Annotated in this window: 23 protein-coding genes; 18 read left to right on the top strand and 5 right to left on the bottom strand. The window is 71.2% G+C overall.

The features are described 5' to 3' along the window. Nucleotides 1-84 precede the first annotated feature (84 nt). From HEP81_RS17550 to HEP81_RS17540, 3 genes are all read left to right on the top strand, one after another. Nucleotides 85-1,209, top strand: a complete 1,125-nt coding sequence (locus tag HEP81_RS17550; RefSeq protein ID WP_037660349.1) for an alpha/beta hydrolase — start codon at nt 85-87, stop codon at nt 1,207-1,209. A gap of 96 nt (nt 1,210-1,305) precedes the next feature. Continuing rightward, nucleotides 1,306-2,751 (top strand): hypothetical protein, encoded by a 1,446-nt coding sequence (locus tag HEP81_RS17545; RefSeq protein WP_172636891.1) that lies wholly within the window; start codon nt 1,306-1,308, stop codon nt 2,749-2,751. An 82-nt stretch (nt 2,752-2,833) separates the two neighbouring features. Next, nucleotides 2,834-3,985: an NADH-quinone oxidoreductase subunit D gene (locus tag HEP81_RS17540; protein WP_037660348.1), complete on the top strand. Its 1,152-nt coding sequence runs from the start codon at nt 2,834-2,836 to the stop codon at nt 3,983-3,985. Nucleotides 3,986-4,009: 24 nt separating this feature from the next. Here HEP81_RS17540 and HEP81_RS17535 read toward each other — a convergent pair whose 3' ends face one another. Further along, entirely contained in the window at nt 4,010-5,035 is a 1,026-nt protein-coding gene (locus HEP81_RS17535) for an SAM-dependent methyltransferase (protein WP_037660346.1), read from the bottom strand. 118 nt (nt 5,036-5,153) lie between these two features. Here HEP81_RS17535 and HEP81_RS17530 point away from each other — a divergent pair, with 118 nt between their 5' ends. Continuing rightward, nucleotides 5,154-6,359, top strand: a complete 1,206-nt coding sequence (locus HEP81_RS17530) for a sensor histidine kinase (protein ID WP_037660344.1) — start codon at nt 5,154-5,156, stop codon at nt 6,357-6,359. A 31-nt stretch (nt 6,360-6,390) separates the two neighbouring features. Then, the gene (locus HEP81_RS17525) at nt 6,391-7,062 is read left to right on the top strand and encodes a response regulator (protein WP_037660342.1); all 672 of its coding nucleotides are present in this window, start codon (nt 6,391-6,393) and stop codon (nt 7,060-7,062) included. Between the two features lie 43 nt (nt 7,063-7,105). Here HEP81_RS17525 and HEP81_RS17520 read toward each other — a convergent pair whose 3' ends face one another. Further along, nucleotides 7,106-8,305, bottom strand: coding sequence for a threonine aldolase family protein (locus HEP81_RS17520; protein WP_037660340.1), 1,200 nt, complete (start codon nt 8,303-8,305; stop codon nt 7,106-7,108). Between the two features lie 179 nt (nt 8,306-8,484). On the opposite strand from HEP81_RS17520, the gene HEP81_RS17515 reads away from it, so the two are divergent. The 10 genes from HEP81_RS17515 (at nt 8,485) to HEP81_RS17470 (ending at nt 16,849) form a co-directional block, all read left to right on the top strand. Next, nucleotides 8,485-9,504, top strand: a complete 1,020-nt coding sequence (locus tag HEP81_RS17515) for a Rossmann-like and DUF2520 domain-containing protein (RefSeq protein ID WP_037660338.1) — start codon at nt 8,485-8,487, stop codon at nt 9,502-9,504. Continuing rightward, a complete protein-coding gene (gene panC / locus HEP81_RS17510; RefSeq protein ID WP_037660336.1) occupies nt 9,501-10,502 on the top strand; it encodes a pantoate--beta-alanine ligase in 1,002 nt (333 codons plus the stop codon). Before HEP81_RS17515 ends, panC begins: the two co-directional genes overlap by 4 nt. After that, nucleotides 10,499-12,196, top strand: a complete 1,698-nt coding sequence (locus HEP81_RS17505) for an L-aspartate oxidase (protein WP_037660334.1) — start codon at nt 10,499-10,501, stop codon at nt 12,194-12,196. Before panC ends, HEP81_RS17505 begins: the two co-directional genes overlap by 4 nt. A 29-nt stretch (nt 12,197-12,225) precedes the next feature. Then, nucleotides 12,226-13,203 carry a carboxylating nicotinate-nucleotide diphosphorylase gene (nadC, locus tag HEP81_RS17500; RefSeq protein WP_037660332.1) on the top strand — a complete coding sequence of 326 codons (978 nt, stop codon included), beginning with the start codon at nt 12,226-12,228 and terminating at the stop codon, nt 13,201-13,203. A 5-nt stretch (nt 13,204-13,208) separates the two neighbouring features. Beyond that, nucleotides 13,209-14,006: a type III pantothenate kinase gene (locus HEP81_RS17495; protein ID WP_037660331.1), complete on the top strand. Its 798-nt coding sequence runs from the start codon at nt 13,209-13,211 to the stop codon at nt 14,004-14,006. A gap of 156 nt (nt 14,007-14,162) precedes the next feature. Continuing rightward, nucleotides 14,163-14,768 (top strand): hypothetical protein, encoded by a 606-nt coding sequence (locus HEP81_RS17490; protein ID WP_037660330.1) that lies wholly within the window; start codon nt 14,163-14,165, stop codon nt 14,766-14,768. A 229-nt stretch (nt 14,769-14,997) separates the two neighbouring features. Continuing rightward, entirely contained in the window at nt 14,998-15,177 is a 180-nt protein-coding gene (locus tag HEP81_RS17485) for a hypothetical protein (protein ID WP_037660329.1), read from the top strand. A gap of 159 nt (nt 15,178-15,336) precedes the next feature. Continuing rightward, nucleotides 15,337-15,756, top strand: a complete 420-nt coding sequence (locus tag HEP81_RS17480; protein ID WP_037660328.1) for a BlaI/MecI/CopY family transcriptional regulator — start codon at nt 15,337-15,339, stop codon at nt 15,754-15,756. Between the two features lie 9 nt (nt 15,757-15,765). Next, nucleotides 15,766-16,299, top strand: a complete 534-nt coding sequence (locus HEP81_RS17475; RefSeq protein WP_037660327.1) for an amino-acid N-acetyltransferase — start codon at nt 15,766-15,768, stop codon at nt 16,297-16,299. 214 nt (nt 16,300-16,513) lie between these two features. Further along, the gene (locus HEP81_RS17470) at nt 16,514-16,849 is read left to right on the top strand and encodes a histone-like nucleoid-structuring protein Lsr2 (RefSeq protein WP_037660325.1); all 336 of its coding nucleotides are present in this window, start codon (nt 16,514-16,516) and stop codon (nt 16,847-16,849) included. A 43-nt stretch (nt 16,850-16,892) separates the two neighbouring features. On the opposite strand, the gene HEP81_RS17465 is transcribed toward HEP81_RS17470, so the two are convergent. Then, entirely contained in the window at nt 16,893-17,516 is a 624-nt protein-coding gene (locus HEP81_RS17465) for an SCO3374 family protein (protein ID WP_190276003.1), read from the bottom strand. A 429-nt stretch (nt 17,517-17,945) separates the two neighbouring features. Here HEP81_RS17465 and HEP81_RS17460 point away from each other — a divergent pair, with 429 nt between their 5' ends. Continuing rightward, nucleotides 17,946-20,468, top strand: a complete 2,523-nt coding sequence (locus HEP81_RS17460) for an ATP-dependent Clp protease ATP-binding subunit (RefSeq protein ID WP_037660323.1) — start codon at nt 17,946-17,948, stop codon at nt 20,466-20,468. A gap of 1,043 nt (nt 20,469-21,511) precedes the next feature. Here the strand turns inward: HEP81_RS17460 and HEP81_RS17455 are convergent. Continuing rightward, the gene (locus tag HEP81_RS17455; RefSeq protein ID WP_037660321.1) at nt 21,512-22,144 is read right to left on the bottom strand and encodes an HAD family acid phosphatase; all 633 of its coding nucleotides are present in this window, start codon (nt 22,142-22,144) and stop codon (nt 21,512-21,514) included. 457 nt (nt 22,145-22,601) lie between these two features. On the opposite strand from HEP81_RS17455, the gene HEP81_RS17450 reads away from it, so the two are divergent. Further along, a complete protein-coding gene (locus HEP81_RS17450) occupies nt 22,602-23,150 on the top strand; it encodes a M23 family metallopeptidase (RefSeq protein ID WP_037660319.1) in 549 nt (182 codons plus the stop codon). A 72-nt stretch (nt 23,151-23,222) separates the two neighbouring features. Here HEP81_RS17450 and HEP81_RS17445 read toward each other — a convergent pair whose 3' ends face one another. After that, a complete protein-coding gene (locus HEP81_RS17445) occupies nt 23,223-23,828 on the bottom strand; it encodes a TetR/AcrR family transcriptional regulator (protein WP_037660317.1) in 606 nt (201 codons plus the stop codon). 124 nt (nt 23,829-23,952) lie between these two features. Between HEP81_RS17445 and HEP81_RS17440 the strand changes: the two genes are divergently transcribed. Beyond that, a complete protein-coding gene (locus HEP81_RS17440; RefSeq protein ID WP_051850455.1) occupies nt 23,953-25,515 on the top strand; it encodes an MDR family MFS transporter in 1,563 nt (520 codons plus the stop codon). The last annotated feature ends 3 nt before the right edge of the window (nt 25,516-25,518 follow it).

Here is a 25,518-nt window from a genome sequence, read left to right as displayed (position 1 = left end):
CCAAAGGCCGAGGAAAGCCCTGGGCAAACCCACGCGACGAAGCGTGGGCGCGCGAGGGGCCTGGAGCGCAGGCAGGAACAGTCCATGGGTCTCACGAGCAACAAGGTGCTGCTGCTGGCGATCATGTTCGCCGTGGTGCTGTTCGCGGGCACGGTGTGGCTATGGCCACGCCTCGCCCGGCAGCACTGGCGGGCCGTCAGCGGGCGGGTCGGGCTGCTGCTCGCCACCCAGGTCGCGGTGTTCGCCTCGGTGGGCCTCGCCGCCAACCAGGCCTTCGGCTTCTACGCGACCTGGGCGGACCTGTTCGGGCAGGAGGACGGCCAGGGCGTGGTCGTCGACCACATAGCGGACGGCGCCGCCAGCCCGATCCGGGTGGTCTCCGCCTCCCGGGTGCCGGGGGTCAGCAGCGGGGTGCCGCAGGTGGCCGGGCAGGTGCAGAAGATCGACATCCTGGGCCGTACGACGAAGATCGCGGCGCCCGCGTTCGTGTACCTGCCGCCGGAGTACTTCCAGGCGGGCGAGCGCAACCGCAAGTTCCCGGTCTCGGTCGTGCTGACCGGCTACCCCGGCACCGCGCAGGCGCTGGTGGACAAGCTGGACTACCCGAGCACGGCACAACGCCTCACCAAGGACGGCAAGATGCAGCCGATGATCCTGGTGATGCTGCGCCCGTCCGTGGCGCCGCCGCGGGACACCGAGTGCGTGGACGTGCCCGGGGGCCCGAAGACGGAGACGTTCTTCGCCAAGGACCTGCGCGAGTCGGTGATGAGCCGCTATCGGGTGGACGCCACGCCCGCGAGCTGGGGCATCATCGGCGACTCGACCGGCGGGTACTGCGCGCTGAAGATCGCCATGCACCACCCGAAGGCGTACGGCGCCGCCGTGGGCCTGTCGCCGTACTACAAGGCGCCGATCGACGCGACCACCGGTGACCTGTTCCACGGGGACAAGAACCTGCGCGATCGTGCCAACCTCTTCTGGATGCTCAAGCACCAGTCGGCCCCGGAAACGTCACTGCTCGTCACCAGCAGCAAAATCGGTGAGCACAACTACAAGGACACGCTTCGGTTCATCAAGAACGTCCAGGACACGAACGTGACCAGGGTTTCTTCGATCATCCTCCCGAGCGGCGGCCACAACTTCAACACCTGGCGCCGGGAGATCCCGGCGGCGCTCCAGTGGCTCAGTGCCCGGCTTGTCTCGCACTGAGCGTTTCGATCCTGACGCCCTGTGAAGCGCTCGGTATGGCCGTGTTTTTGCGGGGCGGGCGCCCATCGTTCGCCTACGCGCGGTAAGTTTCTGGCCATGCCACGTGGACGCCATCGCCATTCCCCGCCTCTGCACCGGCTGTTGCCTCCCTCCGCGATCGCCGGCGTCTCCGTCGTGTGCGCGCTGGGTCCCTGGGTGTTCTCCGAGGCCGCGGTCCTGCGCGTGCTGGCCGGGGCCGCCGCGGCGACCGCCCTCGCCGGTGCGTTCGTGATGCGCCGCTGGGACATCCACGCGGGCAAACAGGTCGCCGACCTCACCCGCGCCCGGGCCGGCGACGAATGGCGCTTCGAGGAACGGGTCGCCGAGCTGGAGACCGACCTGGAGGAGTCGCGCGAACTGCGCGGCAAGCTGGAGCAGCGGCTGCGTGCCAAGCGCGCCGAACTGGCGGGCCTGCGCAATGAGCACGCCGCCCTGCTGCGCCGCTACGCCACCGCGGAGACCGAGCGCGCCAGCGCCCTGGAGGGGCGCCGCCTGCTGGAGATCGAGTCGGGCGCGCCCGCGCTGGAGCCGGCCGGGCGTACGGCGCCCTCGCTGCCGTCCCGCGCGGCTTCCCCGGCGCTGCCGCCCGCGCGGAGCGCCGAGCCGGACACCGCCGACGGCGAGGAGGCGGAGAAGGCGTACGACGTCTTCTCGGCCGAGGGCGCCAAGCTGTACGGGCAGGCGCTTCGGGCACTCGCGGCGTTCGAGCGGGATTCGGTGGGGGGCGCCGAGCGCGCGAAGACCGCCACTGTCTCCGCCCCCGCCACCGAGTCCGCTTCCGCGTCGGAGCCCGAGGCCGGGTCCGCGTCTGGGACCGTGGGCGAGGACGAGGCCGGTGCCAAAGGGGACGGCGCCGAGGGAGACATAGCCGGGCGGGACGAGGTCCGGGCCGAGACGGCACCCGGGGCCGAGGCCGAGCCCGTGCCGGAAGGCGAGGACGCGCCGGCCGCCGAGGGCGCCTCGGGTGCCGAGAGCTTCGGGAGCGCCGAGGGCGTGCAGGATCTGCCGGCCGGTGAAGCGGCGGCGCAGGACCGGCCGCTGACGGCCGACGGGCACGCGACGGCCGCCGAGCCCGCCGCGCCGGAGACCACCGGGACCCCGAAGGCCGCCGAGACCGCTGAGGCACCCGGAGCCCCCGAACTCCCCGTGGCCTCCGCCGCCTCCGACGCCCCCATGGGCCGGACCTCCGCCGGGCACTTCACCGTGCCGACCGCCGTGGCCGTCGTACCGGCGTCGCCGGTGCGGCGCCCGCTGACCGAAGGTGGTTTCGACTTCTTCGGCACGCAGAAGGCGACACCGAAGGCCGCGCTGGACGCCGTGCAGAACGAGGACCTGGCCGATGTCGTCGGCCAGGAGGCGCTGGCCGTGCACAAGGCCGAGGCGGAGGCGGAGTTCAAGCCCGCCGACGAGAGCGCGCGCGGTGTCGGCCAGGTCATCGACCTGACGGCGCACGACGAGACCGAGGTGATCGACATCCAGGGGCTGCGCAGCGCGGCCTCCTGACGGCGCACGTCCTGCGCAGGGCCCGGTTCCCGCTCTGGGGAGCCGGGCCCTCGTGCGTCCCGGCATGGGGGAAACTGGGGGCATGAGTCCTACGACGCAGACCACGGTCGGGATCGGCGGTGCCGCGGAGAGCACCGACATGGTGCTCAACATCGGGCCCCAGCACCCGTCCACGCACGGCGTGCTGCGGCTCAAGCTGGTGCTGGACGGCGAGCGCATCGTGCGGGCCGAGCCGGTGATCGGCTATATGCACCGCGGCGCCGAGAAACTCTTCGAGGCGCGGGACTACCGGCAGATCGTCATGCTGGCCAACCGCCATGACTGGCTGTCGGCGTTCTCGAACGAGCTGGGCGTGGTCCTCGCCGTGGAGCGGATGCTCGGCATGGAGGTGCCCGAGCGCGCGGTGTGGACGCGCACCCTGCTCGCCGAGCTGAACCGGGTGCTCAACCACCTGATGTTCCTCGGCTCCTACCCGCTGGAACTGGGCGGGATCACCCCGGTGTTCTACGCGTTCCGCGAGCGCGAGGTGCTCCAGAACGTCATGGAGGAGGTCTCCGGCGGGCGCATGCACTACATGTTCAACCGCGTCGGCGGCCTCAAGGAGGACCTGCCCGCCGGGTGGACGACCCGCGCCCGGGCGGCCGTCGCGGCGGTGCGCTCGCGCATGGACGTCTTCGACGACCTGGTGCTCGGCAACGAGATCTTCCGGGGGCGCACGCGCGGGGTCGGCGCGCTCGCTCCCGAGGCGGTGCACGCCTACGGAGTGAGCGGGCCCATCGCGCGCGGCTCGGGCGTGAACTTCGACCTGCGCCGCGACGAGCCCTATCTTGCGTACGGCGAGCTCCAGGACACGCTGAAGGTCGTCACCCGCAGCGAGGGCGACTGCCTGGCCCGCTTCGAGGTGCTGCTGGCGCAGACGCACAACGCGCTGGACCTCGCGGACGCCTGCCTGGACCGGATCGCCCAGCTGGCGCCCGGACCGATCAACCAGCGGCTGCCGAAGGTGCTGAAGGCGCCCGAGGGCCATACGTACGCCTGGACCGAGAACCCGCTCGGGATCAACGGGTACTACCTGGTGAGCAAGGGCGAGAAGACCCCGTACCGGCTCAAGCTGCGCTCGGCGTCGTACAACAACATCCAGGCACTGACCGAGCTGCTGCCCGGGACGCTGGTCGCGGACATGGTGGCGATCCTGGGCTCGATGTTCTTCGTGGTCGGCGACATCGACAAGTAGGCCCGGCCCGGTCGGCAGGCCGGCTCAGGTCAGCGGGTCCGCGATGTCCACCGTCCGGAGCAGCCAGCCGAAGTCGCCGAGGCCGCCCCGGGCGGTGAGTTCGGCGGCCTCTCCGGCGCTCGCGAGGGCGCGCACATAGGCGGAGGGGTCGGTGGAGGCGAGCGCCAGCGGGGGGCGCGTGCCGGTGACGCCGAGGGCGCCCAGAGCGGCGCGTTGGGTCAGCAGGCGCGCGGGGGCCGGGCGCCCGTCCGCCGCCGCGCACGCGTCCAGGGCGACATGGGCCGTGAGATCGCAGGTCCCGTCCGGTACGGGGATCGTCTCGCGGCCCGCGCGGAAGCCGGTGAGAGTGCCGAACGGAGGGCGCGAGTCGGCGGTGTGGGCGTAGTCCACGGCCACCGCGAGCCCGCGCGTCACCCGGCCCGCGACCGCCGCCCACGCCCGGTCGCGGGGCAGCCCGATCTCCGCCCGCGCCCCCTCCCCGCCGCCCAGCGGCCACCAGCGCGCCAGCCAGTCCGCGTCCGCGCCGGCCACCGGGTCGCCGAGGCGCTCGCTGCCGTCGTCGCCGACGAGCACGTACCGGGGCACACCCGCCGGGTCCGTCTCGGCCACGTCCACGGGCACGTTGTCCAGCCACTCGTTGGCGAACAGCAGCCCGGTGATCTCCGCCGGGGGCTCGCCGCGCCAGACAACTCGTTCGTCCAGGCCGTCGGGGCGGTCGGCGATCTCCACGGCGTACGGCCGCACGCGCGCCGCCACCTCCCGCGGCAGGGCGGCGAGCACACCGGTGACCAGTTCGCCCCGCCCGGCGGCCATGTCCACGAAGTCCAGCGCGGCGGGCCGTCCCAGCGCCGCGTCGACCCGCCGGAGCAGCTCCGCCACGGCCCCCGAGAAGAGCCGTGAGGCGTGCACGGACGTCCGGAAGTGCCCTCCGGGCCCCTCCGGGCGCCGGTAGAAGCCGGCGGGGCCGTACAGGGCCTCCTGGGCTGCCGCCCGCCAGCCGCGCGGGCTTTCGGGGGTGTCCCGCCGCTGCCCCCGCGTCTCCTGCGTCACGGCACCAGGGTAGGCCCACAGATGATCATCTCCTCCACCTTGGGGAGTACGTCCGCCGGGCCCGGATCGGCCCTCCGGTTGACCCGGTCGGGCATTCCGTTTCCCTACTCTGGGTTACGTGCAGCGCCTCTACGACTTCCTCCGCCGCCACCCGACCGGGGTCGACTCCTTCTGGGCCGTCGTCCTGTTCGGGCTGTCGGTGCTGAGCGAGGCCAACCTTCAGGGGACGCCCGCCCACCGGGGTTCGTTCGCCGCGGCGATCGTGGTCTCCGCCGTCCTGTGCGTCGTCGTCGCGCTGCGCCGCCGGTTCCCGGAGCCGATGCTGCTGCTCGCGCTCGCCACCGGCCTCGCCCAGCTGGTGCTGGACGTGGAGACGACCGTCGCCGACTTCGCCCTGCTGGCGATCGCCTACACGGTCGCCACGATGGGCACGCGCTGGGCCTCCCGGCTCGCCCTGGTCGCCAGTTTCTGCGCCGCGCCCATGGCGCAGCTGCGCTGGCCCGCGGAGCACTCCAGTTTCCTCGGGCGGGTCGCCATCGTGGTCTTCCAGACCGTGCCGTTCGCGCTCGCCTGGGTGCTCGGCGACTCCATGCGCACCCGGCGCGCCTACTTCGCCCAGCTGGAGGAGCGCGCGGCCCGCCTGGAGAAGGAGCGCGAGGCGCAGTCGAAGGTCGCGGTCGCCGCCGAGCGCGCCCGGATCGCCCGGGAGCTGCACGACGTCGTCGCGCACAACGTGTCCGTGATGGTGGTACAGGCCGACGGCGCCGCCTACGTCCTGGACGCCGCCCCCGACCAGGCGAGGAAGGCCCTGGAGACGATCTCCTCGACCGGCCGCCAGGCCCTCGCCGAGATGCGCCGCCTGCTGGGCGTGCTGCGCACCGGTGAGCACCAGGAGAGCGGGGAGTACGTCCCGCAGCCCGACGTCGAGCAGATCGACGAGCTGGTCGAGCAGTGCCGCCGCTCCGGCCTCCCCGTCGACTTCAAGGTGGAGGGCACCCCGCGCCCGCTGCCCAGCGGGGTGGAGCTGACCGCGTACCGGATCGTGCAGGAGGCGCTCACCAACACCCGCAAGCACGGCGGTCCGAACACGGGCGCGAGCGTGCGTCTGGTCTACTTCGACGACGGTCTGGGCCTGCTCGTGGAGGACGACGGCAAGGGCGCCCCGCAGGAGCTGTACGAGGAGGGCGGCGCCGACGGCCGGGGGCACGGCCTGATCGGGATGCGCGAGCGCGTCGGCATGGTCGGCGGCACCCTGGACGCCGGGCCGCGTCCCGGCGGAGGGTTCCGTATCAGCGCCCTTCTGCCGCTCAAACCGGCGCACTGAGTCACCGAAGACGGATGGAAGAAGGACCCCGATGACGATCCGCGTGATGCTCGTCGACGACCAGGTGCTGCTGCGCACCGGGTTCGGAATGGTGCTCGCCGCCCAGCCGGACATGGAGGTCGTCGCCGAGGCGGGCGACGGCGTCGAGGCCCTGGAGGCGCTGCGCTCCACCAAGGTCGACGTCGTCCTGATGGACGTCCGTATGCCCAAGCTCGACGGCGTGGAGGCCACCCGGCGCATCTGCGAGCAGCCCGACCCGCCCAAGGTGCTGATCCTGACCACCTTCGACCTGGACGAGTACGCCTTTTCCGGGCTGAAGGCGGGCGCGTCCGGCTTCATGCTCAAGGACGTGCCGCCCGGTGAGCTGCTGGCCGCCATCCGCGCCGTGCACAGCGGTGACGCGGTGGTGGCGCCCTCCACCACGCGCCGGCTGCTGGACCGGTTCGCGCCGATGCTGCCCTCCGGCAGCCGCGACCCCAAGCACAAGGAGCTGGAGCGGCTCACCGAGCGGGAGCGCGAGGTGATGGTGCTGGTCGCACAGGGCCTGTCCAACGGGGAGATCGCGGCCCGGCTGGTGCTGTCCGAGGCGACCGTGAAGACCCATGTGGGCCGCATCCTCACCAAGCTGGGGCTGCGGGACCGGGTGCAGGTGGTGGTGCTGGCCTACGAGACCGGCCTGGTGCGGGCCGGCGGCCACCGCTGAGCCGCGGACGCCCGGCACCGGCCAGCCCCCGGGGCCGTCCTCCTCAGTCCCGCCCCGGCAGCCGTCGTACGAAGTCCTGTACGGCGGCCCGCACCTCCTCCGCCGTCCACTCCAGGCCGGCCGCGCACACGGACACCTCCGTGCAGGCCATGCCGGGGCCCGCGGCGCCCGACCAGTGGCCCGGGAAGAGGGCCACCGAGGTCTCCTCGGCCTGCCGCAGCGCCGCCTCGGCCACCACCTCGGGCGCGTACGGCAGCCAGACCTGGAACTCATGGGTGTGCGGCACCTCCGGGTGCACCCGCGCCCAGGGCAGACCCGCCTCGGCGAACCCCTCGCGCAGCGCGCCGGCGACCACGCGCGCGTGGCGGACGTACTCGGGCAGCCGGGGCAGCGCCCGCTCCAGGCCGATGAGCGCGGACAGCGCGGTCGGGAACTGCTGGAAGATCTGCCCGCCGTACCGGTGCCGCCAGGTCCGCGCCTCCTCGATCAGCGTTCGGGGCCCGGCGAGCGCGGCGCCGCCGAGGCCGTCGAGGGACTTGTAGAACGACACGTAGACGCTGTCGGCCAGGCCCGCGATCTCCGCCAGGGGGCGCCCGAAGTGCTCGGTGCACTCCCACAGGCGCGCGCCGTCGAGATGTACCACCGCCTCCCGCTCCCGCGCCGCCTCGACCAGCTCGGTCAGCTCCTCCCAGGTGGGCAGCACGAAACCGGCGTCCCGGAGCGGCAGTTCGAGCATCAGCGTGCCGAAGGGCTCCGCCAGGCCGCGTATCTCCGCCGCCGTCGGCTGGCTGATCCCGCTGCCCACATGCACCGGCCGCAGCCCGCTGACCTGGCTGAGGGCGTTGCGTTCATGCACCTCGGGGTGGGCGAGTGGGTGCAGGGCCACCGCGGGATTTCCGGTGCGGCCCGCCCAGCAGCGCAGCGCCACCTGCTGGGCCATCGTGCCCGACGGGAAGAACGCGGCGTCCTCGGTGCCCAGCAGCGCGGCGACCCGCTCCTCCAGGTCGGCGACGATCCGGTTGCCGTAGATGTCGGTCGGCTCGTCCAGGTCGTAGACCCCCGCGCCCGCCTCTGCCAGGTCGGCGAGGCGTTCGCGGAGCGAGTCGCCCGCCGCCGCGTGATTCAGCCGGCGTGCGCCCCGCCGCCGTACGGCCGCCCACCGCTCCCTGGCCGTAGGCTCCGTGCGCTCCCCGGTCGTGGTGTGCGTGTCCTGCCCAGATGTCTCGGTCATGCCCGGGATCATGCCGCGCCGGGGCCGCCCGGGGCACCGGGAATTCCGCGGCACCGGCACCGGGGGTGGTGAAACCCACAGCCTGTGGACAACCGGTCGGCACCGGACCGAGATAGCGTTAACATGACGAGAAATCGTCCGGTACATCGTCCGGTACCCGAAGCGGACTGGAACGGGAAGGCCGCCGTCGCGTGAGTACAGTCCACCAGCAAGACCACCAGGACCGCCCCGCGCGGCTCACCGTCGGCGTCGTGGGCGCCGGCCGGGTGGGCCCCGCGCTGGCCGCGTCCCTCCAGCTCGCCGGGCATCGCCCGGTGGCCGTCTCCGGTGTCTCCGACGCCTCCCGCAGGCGCGCCGAGGCCCTCCTTCCGGGCGTGCCCCTGGTCCCGCCCGCCGAGGTCCTCCAGCGCGCCGACCTGGTGCTGCTCACCGTCCCCGACGATGTGCTGCCCGCCCTGGTCACCGGCCTCGCCGAGACCGGTGCCGTCCGGCCGGGGCAGCTGCTCGTGCACACCTCGGGACGGTACGGCGCCAAGGTCCTCGACCCCGCCCTGCGGGCCGGCGCCCTGCCGCTCGCCCTGCACCCCGCGATGACCTTCACCGGCACCGCCGTCGACGTCCAGCGCCTGGCGGGCTGCTCCTTCGGCGTCACCGCGCCCGAGGAACTGCGGCTGGCCGCCCAGGCCCTGGTGATCGAGATGGGCGGCGAGCCGGAATGGATCAGCGAGGAGAACCGCCCGCTCTACCACGCGGCCCTCGCGCTCGGCGCCAACCACCTGGTCACCCTGGTCGCCCAGGCCATGGAACTGCTGCGCACGGCCGGTGTCGAGGCCCCCGACCGGATGCTCGGCCCGCTGCTCGGCGCCGCCCTGGACAACGCCCTGCGCTCCGGGGACGCGGCCCTGACCGGCCCGGTCGCGCGCGGGGACGCGGGCACCGTCGCCGCGCACCTCGTCGAGCTGCGCAAGCACGCCCCGGCCGCCGTCGCGGGCTATGTCGCGATGGCCCGCGCCACCGCCGACCGCGCCCTCGCGCACGGCCTGCTCAAGCCCGAACTCGCCGAGGACCTGCTCGGCGCGCTGGCCGACGGCACGGCCGCGGGCGCACCGGGCACGCCCGGCACGCCCGGCCCGCCCGGCACACCCGGCATCGAGAGCGACGACAACGACGGCACCGACGGCCCGACCGGCACCGAGGGGAACGACCGATGACCACCGCCCTGCTCCACACCGCCCAGGAGCTGCACGCCCGCACCCGCAAGGGCCGCCGCGCCGTCGTGATGACCATGGGTGCCCTGCACGAGGGCCACGCCACCCTCGTCCGCACCGCGCGCGAGATCGCGGGCCCGGACGGCGAGGTCGTCGTCACCGTCTTCGTCAACCCGCTCCAGTTCGGCGCGGGCGAGGACCTGGACCGCTACCCGCGCACCCTGGAAGCCGATCTGAAGATCGCCGAACAGGCCGGTGCCGACGCCGTGTTCGCGCCCTCCGTGGACGAGGTCTACCCCGGCGGCGACCCCCAGGTCCGTGTCACCGCGGGCCCGATGGGCGAACGCCTGGAGGGCTCCTCCCGGCCCGGCCACTTCGACGGCATGCTGACCGTCGTCGCCAAGCTGCTCCACCTCACCCGCCCCGACGTCGCCCTCTACGGCCAGAAGGACGCCCAGCAACTCGCCCTGATCCGGCGCATGGTGCGGGACCTGAACTTCGGCATCGAGATCGTCGGCGTGCCGACCGTGCGCGAGGAGGACGGCCTCGCGCTGTCCAGCCGCAACCGCTTCCTGTCACCCGACGAGCGCCGCACCGCGCTCGCCCTGTCCCGCGCGCTGTTCGCCGGCCGCGACCGGCACGCCGCGCAGGAGGCGCTGCGCGCACGGGCCCTCGAAGTGCCCGCCACCCAGGCGCGCGCCGAGGCGCTGAGCGCGATAGGGGAGTCCCGCGCGGCCGCCGACGCGCACGCGGTGGCCACCGCCGCCCCGGGCGGCCCGGCCGCCGTCCGCGCCGCCGCCCGCCAGGTCCTGGACGAGGCGATGCGCTACGACCCGCCGCTCGAACCGGACTACCTCGCCCTGGTCGACCCGTCCGACTTCACCGAGATCGGCGACGACTTCACCGGCGAGGCGGTCCTCGCCGTCGCGGCCCGGGTCGGCGCCACCCGGCTGATCGACAACCTCCCGCTCACCTTCGGCACCCTGGGAGCCGCCTCGTGACCAGCACCGGCATACGACTGCACGCGCCCGCCCCCGGCTGGGCCATCGCCGCGGACGTGGTCGTCGTCGGGTCCGGCGTGGCCGGGCTGACCGCGGCCCTGCGCTGCGAGGCCGCCGGGCTGACCACGGTGGTCGTCACCAAGGCCCGTCTGGACGACGGCTCCACCCGCTGGGCCCAGGGCGGCATCGCGGCCGCCCTCGGCGAGGGCGACACCCCCGAACAGCACCTGGACGACACCCTGGTGGCGGGCGCCGGCCTGTGCGACGAGACGGCCGTACGCCTCCTGGTCACCGAGGGCCCGGGGGCGGTACGACGGCTCATCGAGACCGGCGCGCACTTCGACGAGTCCTCCGAGGGCGGTCTCGCGCTCACCCGGGAGGGCGGCCACCACCGGCGCCGGATCGTGCACGCGGGCGGCGACGCCACCGGCGCCGAGATCTCCCGCGCGCTGGTCGAGGCGGTCCGCGCGCGCGGTCTGCGCACCATCGAGAACGCGCTGGTCCTGGACCTGCTCACGGACGCCGAGGGCCGCACGGCAGGCGTCACCCTGCATGTCATGGGCGAGGGCCAGCACGACGGGGTGGGCGCCGTGCACGCCCCCGCGGTGGTCCTCGCCACCGGCGGCATGGGTCAGGTGTTCGCCGCGACCACCAACCCGCCGGTGTCCACCGGCGACGGCGTGGCCCTCGCGCTGCGCGCGGGCGCCGAGGTCAGCGACCTGGAGTTCGTGCAGTTCCACCCGACCGTGCTGTTCCTCGGCACCGACGCGGAGGGCCAGCAGCCGCTGGTCTCCGAGGCGGTGCGCGGCGAGGGCGCCCACCTGGTCGACGCCGACGGCGTGCGCTTCATGGTCGGGCAGCACGAACTGGCCGAGCTGGCGCCCCGGGACATCGTCGCCAAGGCCATCATGCGGCGGATGCAGGAGCGGGACGCCGAGCACATGTTCCTCGACGCCCGCCACTTCGGCGCCGAGATGTGGGAGCACCGCTTCCCGACCATCCTGGCCGCCTGCCGGGCCAACGGCATCGACCCGGTCACCGAGTCCATCCCGATCGCCCCGGCCGCCCACTACGCCTCCGGGGGCGTGCGCACCGACGACCACGGCCGCACCACCGTGCCGGGCCTGTACGCGAGCGGGGAGTGCGCCTGCACCGGCGTGCACGGCGCCAACCGGCTCGCCTCCAACTCCCTCCTGGAGGGCCTGGTCTACGCCGAGCGGATCGTCGCGGACATCGTCGCCGAGCGCGCCGCGGACGGCCTGCCCGCGCGGGTGCCCGAGCCGGTCCCGCACCCGGACAGGCCCGCGCACCCGCTGCTCGCCCCCGAGTCCCGGTTCGCCATCCAGCGGATCATGACCCAGGGCGCGGGCGTGCTGCGCAGCGCGGAGTCCCTCGGCGGGGCCGCCGAGCAGCTCCAGCGGCTGCACACGGACGCCCGGGACGCCCTGGACGTGCACGGCAAGACCGCCGAGCCCGGCGTGGACACCTGGGAGGCCACCAACCTCCTGTGCGTGGCCCGCGTCCTGGTCGCCGCCGCCCAGCTGCGCGAGGAGACCCGCGGCTGCCACTGGCGCGAGGACCACGCCGAGCGCGACGACGCCCGCTGGCGGCGCCATATCGTCGTCACGCTCGATCCGGACCGTTCGCTGGCGGTGCGCCCCACCGACACAGCAGACTTTCCCCCTACCCGGTAATACCCAGCGCCACAGGAGCAGTGACAGACGTGAGCACCGACGACCTTCCCCTCGTGACGACCGGCGGCTGCGGCGACGGCTGTGGCTGCGGTGCGGAGCACGACGAGGAGTACCTGGAGTGCGGGCTGGACCCCGTGCTCGCCGAGCTGCTGGCCGCCGCCGGGCTCGACCCGATCGAGGTCGAGGACATCGCCACCGTGGCCATCCAGGAGGACCTGGCCGGCGGGGTGGACGTGACCACGGTCGCGACCATCTCCGAGGAGGCCGTGGCCACCGGTGACTTCACCGCGCGCGAGGCGGGCGTCGTGGCCGGGCTGCGCGTCGCCGAGGCCGTGCTCTCCGTGGTCTGCACGGACGAGTTCGAGGTCGAGCGGCATGTGGAGGACGGCGACCGGGTCGAGGCCGGGCAGCGGCTGCTGTCCGTCACCACCCGCACCCAGGACCTGCTCACCGCCGAGCGCAGCGCGCTGAACCTGCTGTGCCGGCTGTCCGGCATCGCGACCGCGACGCGCGCGTGGGCGGACGCCCTGGAGGGCACGAAGGCCAAGGTCCGCGACACCCGCAAGACGACGCCGGGCCTGCGCGCCCTGGAGAAGTTCGCGGTCCGCGCGGGCGGCGGCGTCAACCACCGCATGTCCCTGTCGGACGCGGCCCTCGTCAAGGACAACCACGTGGTCGCCGCGGGCGGCGTCGCCGAGGCGTTCAAGGCCGTACGGGAGTCCTTCCCGGACGTGCCGATCGAGGTCGAGGTCGACACGCTGCACCAGCTGCGCGAGGTCGTGGAGGCGGGCGCCGACCTGATCCTGCTGGACAACTTCACGCCCGACGAGTGCGCGGAGGCCGTCGGCATCGTCGCCGGGCGGGCGCTCCTGGAGGCCTCGGGCCGGCTGACGCTCGCGACCGCGCGCGCCTACGCCGACACGGGCGTCGACTTCCTCGCCGTCGGCGCGCTCACCCACTCCTCGCCGATTTTGGACATCGGCCTGGACCTGCGGGAGGCGGAGTAACGGCCATGCTGCTCACGATCGACGTCGGCAACACGCAAACTGTCCTCGGCCTGTTCGACGGCGAGGACATCGTGGAGCACTGGCGCATCTCCACCGACGCCCGGCGCACCGCCGACGAGCTGGCGGTGCTGCTCCAGGGCCTGATGGGCATGCACCCGCTGCTCGGCGACGAACTGGGCGACGGCATCGACGGGATAGCGATCTGTGCCACCGTCCCGTCGGTCCTGCACGAACTGCGCGAGGTCACCCGCCGCTACTACGGCGATGTGCCCGCGGTGCTGGTCGAGCCGGGCGTCAAGACCGGCGTGCCCATCCTCACCGACAACCCCAAGGAGGTCGGTGCCGACCGCATCGTCAACTCGGTCGCGGCGGTGGACATGTACGGCGGTCCGGCGATCGTGGTCGACTTCGGTACGGCGACCACCTTCGACGCGATCTCCGCGCGCGGTGAGTACGTGGGCGGTGTCATCGCCCCCGGCATCGAGATCTCCGTCGACGCGCTGGGCGTCAAGGGCGCCCAGCTGCGCAAGATCGAGGTCGCCCGGCCGCGCAGCGTGATCGGCAAGAACACGGTCGAGGCCATGCAGGCGGGCATCGTGTACGGCTTCGCGGGCCAGGTCGACGGGGTGGTGGGCCGGATGGCGCGCGAGCTGGCGGACGACCCGGACGACGTGACGGTGATCGCGACGGGCGGCCTCGCGCCGATGGTGCTCGGCGAGGCGTCGGTGATCGACGAGCACCAGCCCTGGCTGACGCTGATCGGGCTGCGGCTGGTGTACGAGCGGAACATGTCGCGGCTCTGATCACTCCGATGCCTGGGATCCCGCCGAGCTTTGGGTCTCGGCTTCGAACCAAGGCTTTAGAGGGAAACCCCCGCGACACATCATCCCGTTGTGTCACTTTTGTCCGATTAGCGATAGCGTCGCCGCATGCCCACGCCATACGGATCCCGCGGCGGCATGGCGTTCGGCGCGGAGGAGCTGCGTGTGCTCCGCCGCGCCCTCGCCCTCGCCCTTCACCCCGGCCGCACGTCCGCCGAGGACGTCCAGGACTGCCTCCGGCTCGCCGAGTCGCTCGACGAGGCGATCCGCGAGGGGGTGAGACTGCGCGCCTTCCTGCTGGCCGATCTGGACCGCTATCGGGCCGCGCTGCCCGGTACCGCGGCCGGCTACTTCGCCCTTCTGGAGGAGGCGCTGGGCGCCGCGTACCGACCGGTGCCGGACGATCTCGCGGCGCTGCGGGCGCTGCGCGGCAACCCGAGGGCGGCGGCGCTGCTGGAGCGCTGCCGGGTGCTGGCGGAGCAGGACGTCCGGGCTCGCTTCGCCCGGGGCGCGCGCAGGGTCCCGGCGCCGGCGGTGCCGCCCGCGCGGACGCGTCTGCTGGCCCTGTCGGGCGGCGCGGCCCGACAGTCGGAGGACGCCGACAAGCAGCCCCCCAAGCCCGCCCCGAAGCCGGCCCCCGCCGAACGGCCCGACCCCGCCGCCCCCAAACGCCCCATCCCGACCCCCGGCGAAGTCTTCCCCCGCCGCAAGCCCCCGGCTCCGCCGCACCAGCTGGTCTGCTGACGGGGAGGGGTGCGCGGCCACCCTCCTGGCGGGCGCCGTGAGGCTGCCGGGGCAGGGCTTCCGCCGGGGCCGCCGCACACAACGGGACCCCCCGCACGGGCCCTTTCGGGGCGGGCCCGTGCGGGGTCGGCTGCGGCCGCGTCCCGGTCGGCGTTCCGAAGTCCGACACTCCCTCGGGCTATACCCACCCCGCCCGATTCGCCCGGTAGGGCATGGCTACTCTGGTCGTATGGACTATGTCTCCGCGCTTGTGCCCCCGGTCGTGATGGCCGTGTTCTTCATCGGTGTGGTTCGGGTGATCGTGAAGACCCAGGGTGGGGCGGCCAAGGCCAAGGAGGACGCGGCTGTCGACGCCGCGATCGCGCGGGCGGAGGCGGTGCGCGGCGGCTCCGCCGCGACCGACGTCTGAGCCGAGCCCGTAGAGCCGTCACCGGCTGTCGGTTTCCCCGCACGTGCCCTTTTTGTCCGGATTTACAAGGTCCCGCCACGTCCGGCACGTCATTGCCCCGATCTCCCACTATTGTTCTGAGTTGTGCCTCGCCCCTTGGGAGAACTCGAAGACGCGGTCATGACGCGGGTGTGGAAGTGGAACCGCCCGGTGACCGTTCGAGAAGTCCTGGAAGACCTCCAGCAGGAACGCACCATCGCGTACACCACCGTGATGACGGTTTTGGACAATCTCCATCAGAAGGGCTGGGTGCGCCGCGAGGCGGAAGGCCGGGCCTATCGATATGAGGCCGTCTCCACCCGCGCCGCCTACGCCGCCGCTCTCATGAACGACGCCTGGTCACAGAGTGACAACCCCGCCGCCGCACTCGTCGCCTTCTTCGGGATGATGAGCGAGGAACAGCGCCAGGCCCTTCAGGACGCCGTACGCATCGTCCAGGGACCGGAAACCCGGCAAGCCCCCGAAGCCGCGGAACCGCGGCCCGCACAAGCGGAGCAACAGGAGAACCCCGGCTCGGCGGAGGACGCCGGCGGGCGATAGCGTCCGCTCATGTCCGCAGAGCGTCCCGAAGTCTCCGCAAAAGCCATCACGGTCCGCCGGGCCAGGACCGGCGATGTGCCGGCCGTGCGCGACCTCCTCGATGCCTACGTCCAGGGCCGCATCCTGCTCGACAAAGCCACGGTCACGCTTTACGAGGACATCCAGGAGTTCTGGGTCGCGGAACGGGACGACAACGCCGAGGTCGTCGGCTGCGGCGCGCTGCACGTCATGTGGGAGGACCTCGCGGAAGTCCGCACTCTCGCGGTGAAGCCCGGCCTCAAGGGCGCGGGCGTCGGCCATCAGTTGCTGGAGAAGTTGCTGCACACAGCACGTTGGCTCGGTGTTCGCCGGGTTTTTTGCCTGACCTTCGAAGTCGACTTCTTCGGGAAGCACGGCTTCGTCGAGATCGGTGAGACACCGGTCGACACCGATGTCTACGCGGAGCTCCTGCGCTCCTATGACGAGGGCGTCGCGGAGTTCCTCGGACTCGAACGAGTGAAACCGAACACCTTGGGCAACAGCCGGATGCTTCTGCATCTGTGATCGTCTTTGCCCGGTGACTATGCACGGTGCCCTATGTCCGAAACGCGTATCTTTCCGGCCCGTGAGCTCTCCTCAGCCCTCTCCCAGGGGTTTGTGTTTTTCCCGCAAAAGCGGTTTGCTTTCCGACGTAGTGCAGTACTGCATATAACAGGGGCGGCGAAACGGGCGGACGCGCGCACCCTGACCCTCAACGTTATCGATGAAAGGAAATCCGGTGGCACAGAAGGTTCAGGTCCTTCTTGTCGACGACCTCGACGGCGGCGAGGCGGACGAGACGGTGACGTTCGCGCTGGACGGCAAGACGTACGAGATCGATCTCACGACCGCCAATGCGGACAAGCTGCGCGGCCTTCTCGACCCTTATGTCAAGGGTGGTCGTCGTACCGGTGGCCGTGCCTCCGGTGGACGTGGAAAGGCGCGCGCCGCCTCCAGCGGCAACCAGGACACCGCGGCGATCCGCGCCTGGGCCAAGGAGAACGGCCTGGAGGTCAACGACCGCGGCCGCGTCCCCGCCTCCATCCGCGAGGCGTACGAGAAGGCCAACGGCTGATCAGCCGAATCGGTCGAATTTCGGTACGACAATCAGTACGGCACTACGGCGAGACCGGCACCCCGCCGCATTCCCGCCGCAGCCGGACCCGGTGACACCACAACGCCACCGTGTCCACCAGCCGTACGAGATCTGGGGCGCTCCCCTCGCGTCCCATGCCCGGCATCACGGGCAGCGAGGCATCGGCCTCGTGTCCCGGCCCAGGGGGCCGCAGCCACACGGCGGCCCCCTTCAGGCTCCCGGACGGCGGCAGCGGCCCGCCGGGCGGCAGCGGCGCCTCCATGACGCCCCCCGCCCCCAGGACCCGCAGATCGAGCGCCACCGCGCTCCACTCCAGCCAGTCCAGCAGCCCCGGCATCTCCTCCGCGCCGCCCGCGGCCACCAGCAGCCGCATCCGGTCGCCCCGCAGGGCCACCGGCGAACCCGGCGCGAGATGCCGCAGCGCCCGCGCGCCCGCCGCGGCCGGCACATCCAGGACGTCGAAGCGCAGCCCGGTCGGCAGCCCCGGCGGAGACCCGGGCACGGTCGGCCAGCCCAGCTCGTCCTCGTACCAGCGCCGCACCGCGCACAGCCGCGCCGATCCGCGCCCGCGCGCGCCGGGCGCCCCCGGTTCGACGGGGCGGCGCGGAAGGGGGACCGTGGAGGTCGTGAAGACCGTGCCAGTCATGCCGGGTGCAACCGGTGGGACAGGCGGCAAGTTACGCTGAGTGTCCTATTGATCGCACATCGTGCCGAAATGGGAAGCGTCCGGTGGTGGGGGAGCCGCAAGGTTGTTCGCCCATAGCGGAGGGAACCGGTGCGCTCGGCATGGAGTGTCAGTCCCTGCGGGTAAGACATGCCTAGTGGGAGGGGGCGACGTGCGGGCGCGGCGGTCTCCCGTTCGCCATCGGCGTAGTGGCGAGTGGGGTAACTGCCTGGCCTGCGGGAACATCGTCTCGCACCATCGGGTTGGAGCAGATGTCGGCGTTCGGGGTCAGGAGGCCAAGGACGGTGTCGGCAGTTGGAATGAGCGGTCCCCGCTTGCGGGACTAAGCTGCGGAAGGACAGGGAGGGGAAGTTCCCCCCACTGCCTGACCGCTCTGAGGAGCGATTAACGATGTTCGAGAGGTTCACCGACCGCGCGCGGCGGGTTGTCGTCCTGGCTCAGGAAGAAGCCCGGATGCTCAACCACAACTACATCGGCACCGAGCACATCCTCCTGGGTCTCATCCACGAGGGCGAAGGTGTCGCCGCTAAGGCCCTGGAGAGCCTCGGCATTTCGCTCGAGGCGGTCCGCCAGCAGGTGGAGGAGATCATCGGTCAGGGCCAGCAGGCCCCGTCCGGGCACATCCCCTTCACTCCTCGTGCCAAGAAGGTCCTGGAGCTGTCGCTCCGCGAGGCCCTTCAGCTGGGCCACAACTACATCGGCACGGAGCACATCCTGCTCGGCCTGATCCGTGAGGGCGAGGGCGTCGCCGCCCAGGTCCTGGTCAAGCTGGGTGCCGACCTCAACCGGGTGCGGCAGCAGGTCATCCAGCTGCTCTCCGGTTACCAGGGCAAGGAGACCGCCGCCGCCGGCGGCCCGGCCGAGGGCACCCCCTCGACCTCCCTGGTCCTGGACCAGTTCGGCCGGAACCTCACCCAGGCCGCCCGTGAATCCAAGCTCGACCCGGTCATCGGGCGCGAGAAGGAGATCGAGCGGGTCATGCAGGTGCTGTCCCGCCGTACCAAGAACAACCCGGTGCTGATCGGTGAGCCCGGCGTCGGTAAGACCGCCGTCGTGGAGGGCCTCGCCCAGGCCATCGTCAAGGGCGAGGTGCCCGAGACGCTGAAGGACAAGCACCTCTACACGCTGGACCTCGGCGCCCTGGTCGCCGGTTCCCGCTACCGCGGTGACTTCGAGGAGCGCCTGAAGAAGGTCCTCAAGGAGATCCGCACCCGCGGCGACATCATCCTGTTCATCGACGAGCTGCACACGCTGGTCGGTGCGGGTGCCGCCGAGGGCGCCATCGACGCCGCCTCCATCCTCAAGCCGATGCTGGCCCGCGGTGAACTCCAGACCATCGGTGCGACCACGCTGGACGAGTACCGCAAGCACCTGGAGAAGGACGCGGCCCTGGAGCGCCGCTTCCAGCCCATCCAGGTCGCCGAGCCGTCCCTGCCGCACACCATCGAGATCCTCAAGGGCCTGCGTGACCGGTACGAGGCGCATCACCGCGTCTCCATCACCGACGAGGCGCTGGTCCAGGCCGCCACCCTGGCCGACCGCTACATCTCGGACCGCTTCCTGCCGGACAAGGCCATCGACCTGATCGACGAGGCCGGCTCCCGGATGCGCATCCGCCGGATGACCGCGCCGCCGGACCTGCGCGAGTTCGACGAGAAGATCGCCGGCGTCCGCCGGGACAAGGAGTCCGCGATCGACTCGCAGGACTTCGAGAAGGCCGCCTCGCTGCGCGACAAGGAGAAGCAGCTCCTGGCCGCCAAGGCCAAGCGCGAGAAGGAGTGGAAGGCCGGCGACATGGACGTCGTCGCCGAGGTCGACGGCGAGCTGATCGCCGAGGTCCTCGCCACTGCCACCGGCATCCCGGTCTTCAAGCTGACCGAGGAGGAGTCCTCCCGTCTGCTGCGCATGGAGGACGAGCTCCACAAGCGGGTCATCGGCCAGGTCGACGCCGTCAAGGCGCTGTCGAAGGCGATCCGCCGTACGCGCGCCGGTCTGAAGGACCCGAAGCGCCCCGGTGGCTCGTTCATCTTCGCCGGCCCGTCTGGTGTCGGTAAGACCGAGCTGTCCAAGGCGCTCGCCGAGTTCCTCTTCGGCGACGAGGACGCGCTGATCTCCCTCGACATGTCGGAGTTCAGCGAGAAGCACACGGTCTCGCGTCTCTTCGGTTCGCCCCCCGGCTACGTGGGCTACGAAGAGGGCGGCCAGCTGACCGAGAAGGTGCGCCGCAAGCCGTTCTCCGTCGTCCTGTTCGACGAGGTCGAGAAGGCCCACCCGGACATCTTCAACTCGCTGCTCCAGATCTTGGAGGACGGTCGCCTGACCGACTCCCAGGGCCGGGTCGTGGACTTCAAGAACACGGTCATCATCATGACGACCAACCTCGGCACCCGGGACATCTCCAAGGGTTTCAACCTGGGCTTCGCGGCCTCGGGTGACACGAAGACCAACTACGAGCGCATGAAGAACAAGGTCCAGGACGAGCTCAAGCAGCACTTCCGGCCCGAGTTCCTCAACCGCGTCGACGACGTGGTCGTCTTCCCGCAGCTGACGCAGGAGGACATCCTGCGGATCGTCGACCTGATGATCGGCAAGGTGGACGAGCGCCTGAAGGACCGGGACATGGGCATCGAGCTGTCCCAGTCCGCCAAGGAGCTGCTGTCCAAGAAGGGCTACGACCCCGTGCTGGGCGCCCGGCCGCTGCGCCGCACCATCCAGCGCGAGATCGAGGACAGCCTCTCCGAGAAGATCCTCTTCGGCGAGCTGCGCCCCGGCCACATCGTGGTCGTGGACACGGAGGGCGAGGGCGACAACGCGACCTTCACCTTCCGCGGCGAGGAGAAGTCGGCCCTGCCGGACGCCCCGCCGATCGAGCAGGCAGCGGGTGGCGGGCCGAACCTGAGCAAGGACGCGTAAGCCTGCGGCGCGTCAACTGAAGGGGCCGGTGCTTTTGGGCACCGGCCCCTTTCAGTTTTCTTCCACGGTGAGTCGGGCGTTGGGGAAGAGTTCTCGGCAGCGGGAGGCAGGGGGAGAAGTCCTCGTTGCCGGCCGGCATCCGGACCTCAAGTGCTTCGATGCGGGGGAGTTCTGACATACGGGTGAGAGAGCGAGAGTATTCCCGGACGATCCTCCCGTTCTGATGGAGGTCCGTCAGGACGGGGAGTTCCGCGACTTCGTGCCAGTCGCCGACCGTCGGTTCCGCGGTGAGCGGCCAGTGGCTCAGCCCGCCGTAATCCCGTGCTGTCGGTACTGGACCTGCCGAGGGCCAGGTATTCAAGCGGTGCGTCGACCGGCAGAACGGAAAGCCGCTCCAGGCCGTGTGCGGCCGGGCAGCCGTCCAGCCACAGACCGCGCAGCTCGCCGAATGGAAGAAGAGCGCCTAAATCGGTGAGGTCGGAGATGTCCGACAGGATGAGGGACATCGTCGTCTCCGGCATTCCCGCGTCCAGGAACTCCTCGATCCGCCGCGCGCCCTGGAGACGCAGCCACGGCCAGCACGCTTCCTCGGCCCGCAGCCGCCCGGTGCCGGTCACCGGGCGCTCCCCGGGCATCGGATCGGGCGGCGCGTCCTCGAAGGCGGTGTCGCGGGCGTCGGCGCGGTACGCGGACGATCAACTTGTCCACCCTGGCGATCAGTTCGACCTGTGCCCGGCTCTGCTCCACGAGTGTGCGGGCGACGAAGGAGGAACTCCAGGAAGTGGCAGGTGTCCGCGCAGCGGAGCAGTTCGCGGGCCAGTTGCCGGTGGCCGAGCCGTACGGCCTGGACGGCGTCCATCTCCAGGTCGCCCAGGGTCAGCAGCCTGCGGGGAACGGCGAGTCCACCGCTTCCGCCGCGAGCGGCCTGCGCACCAGCGGGCCGGTCGCGGCGGGCGCGAGTCTGTCGCCCAGTACCTTCGGCTCCATCCGCCACCCCCGTGGTCGCAGGGCCGTCAGAAGTCTACGGAGGGAGCCTAACTGCCCTAGGAGAGCTGGCCGTTGTAGTCCGGCAGCTTGAACGTGCGGTCGGCGTGGCCGCCGGACAGGTCGGTGGCGCTGTTGCCGATGTTGGCGATGATGTCGTAGCCCTTGTTCTCGATGTCGACGCGCTGGGCGGTCTTGTAGTCCGCGACGTTCTTGAACAGGTCGAACAGGCCGCGCACGTAGATGCCGGAGACCTGGTAGCCGTCGTACTCCAGGTTCCACTTGGTGGGCGCCTCGATGATGCCCGGGCGGGCGGTCACGAAGAAGAGGGCGACGCCGTGGTCCTGGGCGTACCGAGCGACGTCGAACACGGGCTTGTTGGCCTTCTGGGGGATCGAGAAGCCCAGGTCGGTGTCCAGCGTGGTGTTGTCGATGTCGAAGACGATGGCCTGCTTCTCGCCCGGCTTCGCGGTGGCGATGCGCTGCTCCAGGTACGGCATGGTCTGGTCCATGACCGTCTGGCAGTCGTTCTGCCAGGTGGCGAAGTCGACCTTGCCGGTCGTGGCGCTCGCTGCTGCGGTGGTGGCCGGGGCCGTGGTGGCGTCCGCTGCCTGGGCCGGGGCGGCCACGGCGGCCAGGGCGGCCACGGAGACGGCGGTCACGGTGAGGCGGCGCGCCAGGGGGCTGGTCATCGGTGGGGGTTCCTCTCACGTCACGTACGCGGTGCCGGATGGCAGGTGCATGATCTGTGGTGCGGATGGCGTGAGAGGAACCGTAGGGTTACCGAACGGTAGGTGGATAGGGGTCTGCATCACATTCAGGGCCCCGCCGGTACGCGAAGCCGGTGACATGCCGCACAGGCGATTTATCCCTTACTAGCCCCGATAGTGGGATCCATCGGGCGGGTAAAGGGCGGGCAAAAGGCTCGTAGATCCTCGGTTTCCGGCGGAAACGGGCAGTTCATGACGGGGGATGCCGGGTAGACGCGGGGGCTGTCAAGACGATGGGTAGTTTTCGACTCATCTACTACCGGGCGCCGTAGATGTACCGCTTTCGCCCGGCCGGGGCGATCGGTTACCAAGGGATGGCCGCCGCGGTGAACGCCTGTCCGCCGGGCGGCTGATCTGTCCCCGAGTTCACGAGGTCTCGATGTCCAAGCGCTTCACGTTCCGTGCCACCCGTACGTCCTCGCTCCGTACCCGCGCCGCCTTCCTGGCCGCCGGTGTCGCTGTCCCGGTCGTGCTGGGCGCCGGAGTCGCGAGCGCCGCTCCGTCGGCGGCCTCCTGGGTCGACCCGGTGAAGAAGTACTCGCTCTCCGCGGGCTTCAACCAGTCCGGCGCCCACTGGGTCGCCAAGCACAGCGGCCAGGACTTCGCGGTGTCCACCGGTACCGAGGTCTTCTCCGTGCACGGCGGCACCGTCGTCAAGGCCGGCCCCAACGGCGCCGGTGACGGTCCCGCGTACGGCAACGCCATCGTGATCAAGCACGAGAACGGCGTCTACTCCCAGTACGCGCACCTGTCCCGCGTCGACGTCAAGATCGGCCAGAAGGTGAAGACGGGCCAGCACATCGCCCTGTCCGGCTCCACCGGCAACTCCACGGGTCCCCACCTGCACTTCGAGATCCGTACCACCCCGAACTACGGCTCCGCCCTCAACCCGGTGCCCTTCCTGAAGGGCAAGGGCGTCCGCGTCTGAGCCGGGCGGGCCGTATGAGCCGCCGAGCGAGCCGTCCGAGCCGCCCGAGTCGAGTGAGTCGACGTGGGCGGCTCAGTCGTCGGTGCCGGCCTGGGCGTGCTCGTGGGCCTGGGTGACCAGGTCCAGGGCGACCTCCAGCACGGCCTGGCGGCGCTTCTCCACATCGCCCGCCAGGTCCTGCATCACGAACATCCCGGCGTGCAGGGTGAACATCGCGCTGAGCGAGCGCACCTGGTCGACCAGCTCGGCGTCCGGGTCCATCAGTATGTCCCGCAGGTCGTGCATGCGGTCCTTGAAGGTCTCGCCGATGCGCAGCTCCCGCACGGTCGCCTGGTTCTCCTGCATGAAGCGGAAGAGCGGCTCCGCGTTCGAGAGCCCCTCGCTGTAGCGCCGCAGGATCTCCTGCTTCGTCTCCAGGGTGTGCGGCTGGCCGCGTCCCCACTCGATCAGGTCGGCGATCGGCTGCGTCAGGTCCTCGAAGAGGCTGACGATGATCTCTTCCTTGGTCTTGAAGTGGTAGTACAGGGCCGCCTTGGTGACGTCGAGGCGCTCGGCGATCTCGCGCAGCGAGGTCTTCTCGTAGCCCTGCTCGGCGAAGAGTTCGAGCGCGACGTCCTGGATGCGCTGGCGGGTGTTGCCGCGGCGCTGCTGCTTGGTGCCGTCCATGGTGACGCCCATCCTCGTACTCCTCGCGCTTCTGCGGAAACTTACTTGACGCCCGGCTAGTTTGCCCTCTACCTTGCGCAGTGTACTAACTAGCCGGGCGGCAAGTAAGTAGTCGCCGAGGGGGAGTAGGGAAGAGATGGCGGACACGGTGGAGAGCCCCCGGGAGGGCAAGAAACAGCGGAGCGTACGCGTCGTACTGCTCGCGCTCATGATCGCGATGATGCTCGCGATGCTCGACAACATGATCGTGGGCACCGCGATGCCCACCATCGTCGGCGAGCTGGGCGGCCTGGAGCACCTGTCCTGGGTGGTCACCGGCTACACCCTGGCCACCGCGGCCTCCACCCCGATCTGGGGCAAGCTCGGTGACATGTACGGGCGCAAGGGCGCCTTCCTCAGCTCGATCGTGATCTTCCTGATCGGCTCCGCGCTCAGCGGCATGGCCCAGAACATGGGCGAGCTGATCGGCTTCCGCGCCATCCAGGGCCTCGGCGCCGGCGGTCTGATGGTCGGCGTCATGGCGATCATCGGTGACCTCGTGCCGCCGCGGGAGCGGGGCAAGTACCAGGGCATGATGGCCGCCGTGATGGCGCTGGCGATGATCGGCGGTCCGCTGGTCGGCGGCACCATCACCGACAACTGGGGCTGGCGCTGGTCCTTCTACATCAACCTGCCGCTCGGCGCGGTCGCGCTGGTCCTGGTCAGCGCGGTGCTGCACCTGCCGCGCAAGCGGGCCAAGGCGGGCATCGACTACCTCGGTGTCGCGCTGCTGACCATCGGCATCACCTCGATCGTGCTGGTCACCACCTGGGGCGGCAGCGAGTACGCCTGGACCTCCGCGCGGATCATGGAGCTCATAGCCATCGGCGTGGTGGCGCTGGCCGGGTTCGTGTTCTGGCAGACGAAGGCCGCCGACCCGGTGCTGCCGCTGCACATCTTCCGCAACCGCAACTTCACCCTGATGTCCGTGATCGGCTTCATCACCGGCTTCGTGATGTTCGGCGCGACGCTGTTCCTGCCGCTGTACCAGCAGGCGGTGCAGGGCGCGTCGGCGACCAACTCCGGTCTGCTGCTGCTGCCGATGCTCGGCGCGATGCTGGTGACGTCGATGGTCGCCGGGCGGGTCACCACCAACACCGGGCGCTACAAGGTCTTTCCGATCGTCGGCGGTGTGCTGATGGTCGCGGGCCTGTACCTGCTGTCGCTGATGGACACCGGCACGAGCCGCTTCACCTCCGGCGTCTACATGGCCGTCCTCGGCCTCGGCATGGGCTGCCTGATGCAGATCACCATGCTGGTGGCGCAGAACAGCGTGGAGATGAAGGACATGGGCGTCGCGTCCTCGTCCACGACGCTGTTCCGTACGCTCGGCTCCTCGTTCGGTGTCGCCATCATGGGCGCGCTGTTCAACAACAAGGTCAAGGACGTCATGGCCGAGCGGGCCGGTGCGCTCGGCAAGGGCATCACCGAGCAGTCCGCCCAGCTGGACGCCAAGAGCCTGGCGAAGCTGCCGCCGCTGGCCCGCGAGGCCTACCAGCACGCGGTCTCCGCGGGTACGCACTCCGCGTTCCTGCTGGGCGCCGTGATCGCCGTCCTGGTGCTCGTCGGCGCGCTCTTCGTCAAGGAGGTCCCGCTGCGGGGTGGCCCGCAGGCGGCTCAGCCGGAGGAGCAGGTCGCTCCGCTGGTCGAGGCGGTCTGACCG

Source organism: Streptomyces griseofuscus (assembly GCF_014673495.1).
In the GTDB taxonomy this organism is placed as follows: Bacteria; Actinomycetota; Actinomycetes; order Streptomycetales; family Streptomycetaceae; genus Streptomyces; species Streptomyces murinus.
Note: the sequence above shows the minus strand (reverse complement) of the source record. Positions and strands in the feature narration are given on the sequence as shown.

Coding starts and splice junctions, on each gene's coding strand:
- HEP81_RS17485 (WP_037660329.1), top strand. CDS start 14,998: ATGGACTATGTCTCCGCGCTTGTGCCCCCGGTCGTGATGGCCGTGTTC.
- HEP81_RS17525 (WP_037660342.1), top strand. CDS start 6,391: ATGACGATCCGCGTGATGCTCGTCGACGACCAGGTGCTGCTGCGCACC.
- HEP81_RS17545 (WP_172636891.1), top strand. CDS start 1,306: ATGCCACGTGGACGCCATCGCCATTCCCCGCCTCTGCACCGGCTGTTG.
- HEP81_RS17455 (WP_037660321.1), bottom strand. CDS start 22,144: ATGACCAGCCCCCTGGCGCGCCGCCTCACCGTGACCGCCGTCTCCGTG.
- HEP81_RS17440 (WP_051850455.1), top strand. CDS start 23,953: ATGGCGGACACGGTGGAGAGCCCCCGGGAGGGCAAGAAACAGCGGAGC.
- HEP81_RS17520 (WP_037660340.1), bottom strand. CDS start 8,305: ATGATCCCGGGCATGACCGAGACATCTGGGCAGGACACGCACACCACG.
- HEP81_RS17495 (WP_037660331.1), top strand. CDS start 13,209: ATGCTGCTCACGATCGACGTCGGCAACACGCAAACTGTCCTCGGCCTG.
- HEP81_RS17550 (WP_037660349.1), top strand. CDS start 85: ATGGGTCTCACGAGCAACAAGGTGCTGCTGCTGGCGATCATGTTCGCC.
- panC (WP_037660336.1), top strand. CDS start 9,501: ATGACCACCGCCCTGCTCCACACCGCCCAGGAGCTGCACGCCCGCACC.
- HEP81_RS17450 (WP_037660319.1), top strand. CDS start 22,602: ATGTCCAAGCGCTTCACGTTCCGTGCCACCCGTACGTCCTCGCTCCGT.
- HEP81_RS17465 (WP_190276003.1), bottom strand. CDS start 17,516: ATGACTGGCACGGTCTTCACGACCTCCACGGTCCCCCTTCCGCGCCGC.
- HEP81_RS17490 (WP_037660330.1), top strand. CDS start 14,163: ATGGCGTTCGGCGCGGAGGAGCTGCGTGTGCTCCGCCGCGCCCTCGCC.
- HEP81_RS17540 (WP_037660348.1), top strand. CDS start 2,834: ATGAGTCCTACGACGCAGACCACGGTCGGGATCGGCGGTGCCGCGGAG.
- HEP81_RS17460 (WP_037660323.1), top strand. CDS start 17,946: ATGTTCGAGAGGTTCACCGACCGCGCGCGGCGGGTTGTCGTCCTGGCT.
- HEP81_RS17475 (WP_037660327.1), top strand. CDS start 15,766: ATGTCCGCAGAGCGTCCCGAAGTCTCCGCAAAAGCCATCACGGTCCGC.
- HEP81_RS17480 (WP_037660328.1), top strand. CDS start 15,337: ATGACGCGGGTGTGGAAGTGGAACCGCCCGGTGACCGTTCGAGAAGTC.
- HEP81_RS17445 (WP_037660317.1), bottom strand. CDS start 23,828: ATGGGCGTCACCATGGACGGCACCAAGCAGCAGCGCCGCGGCAACACC.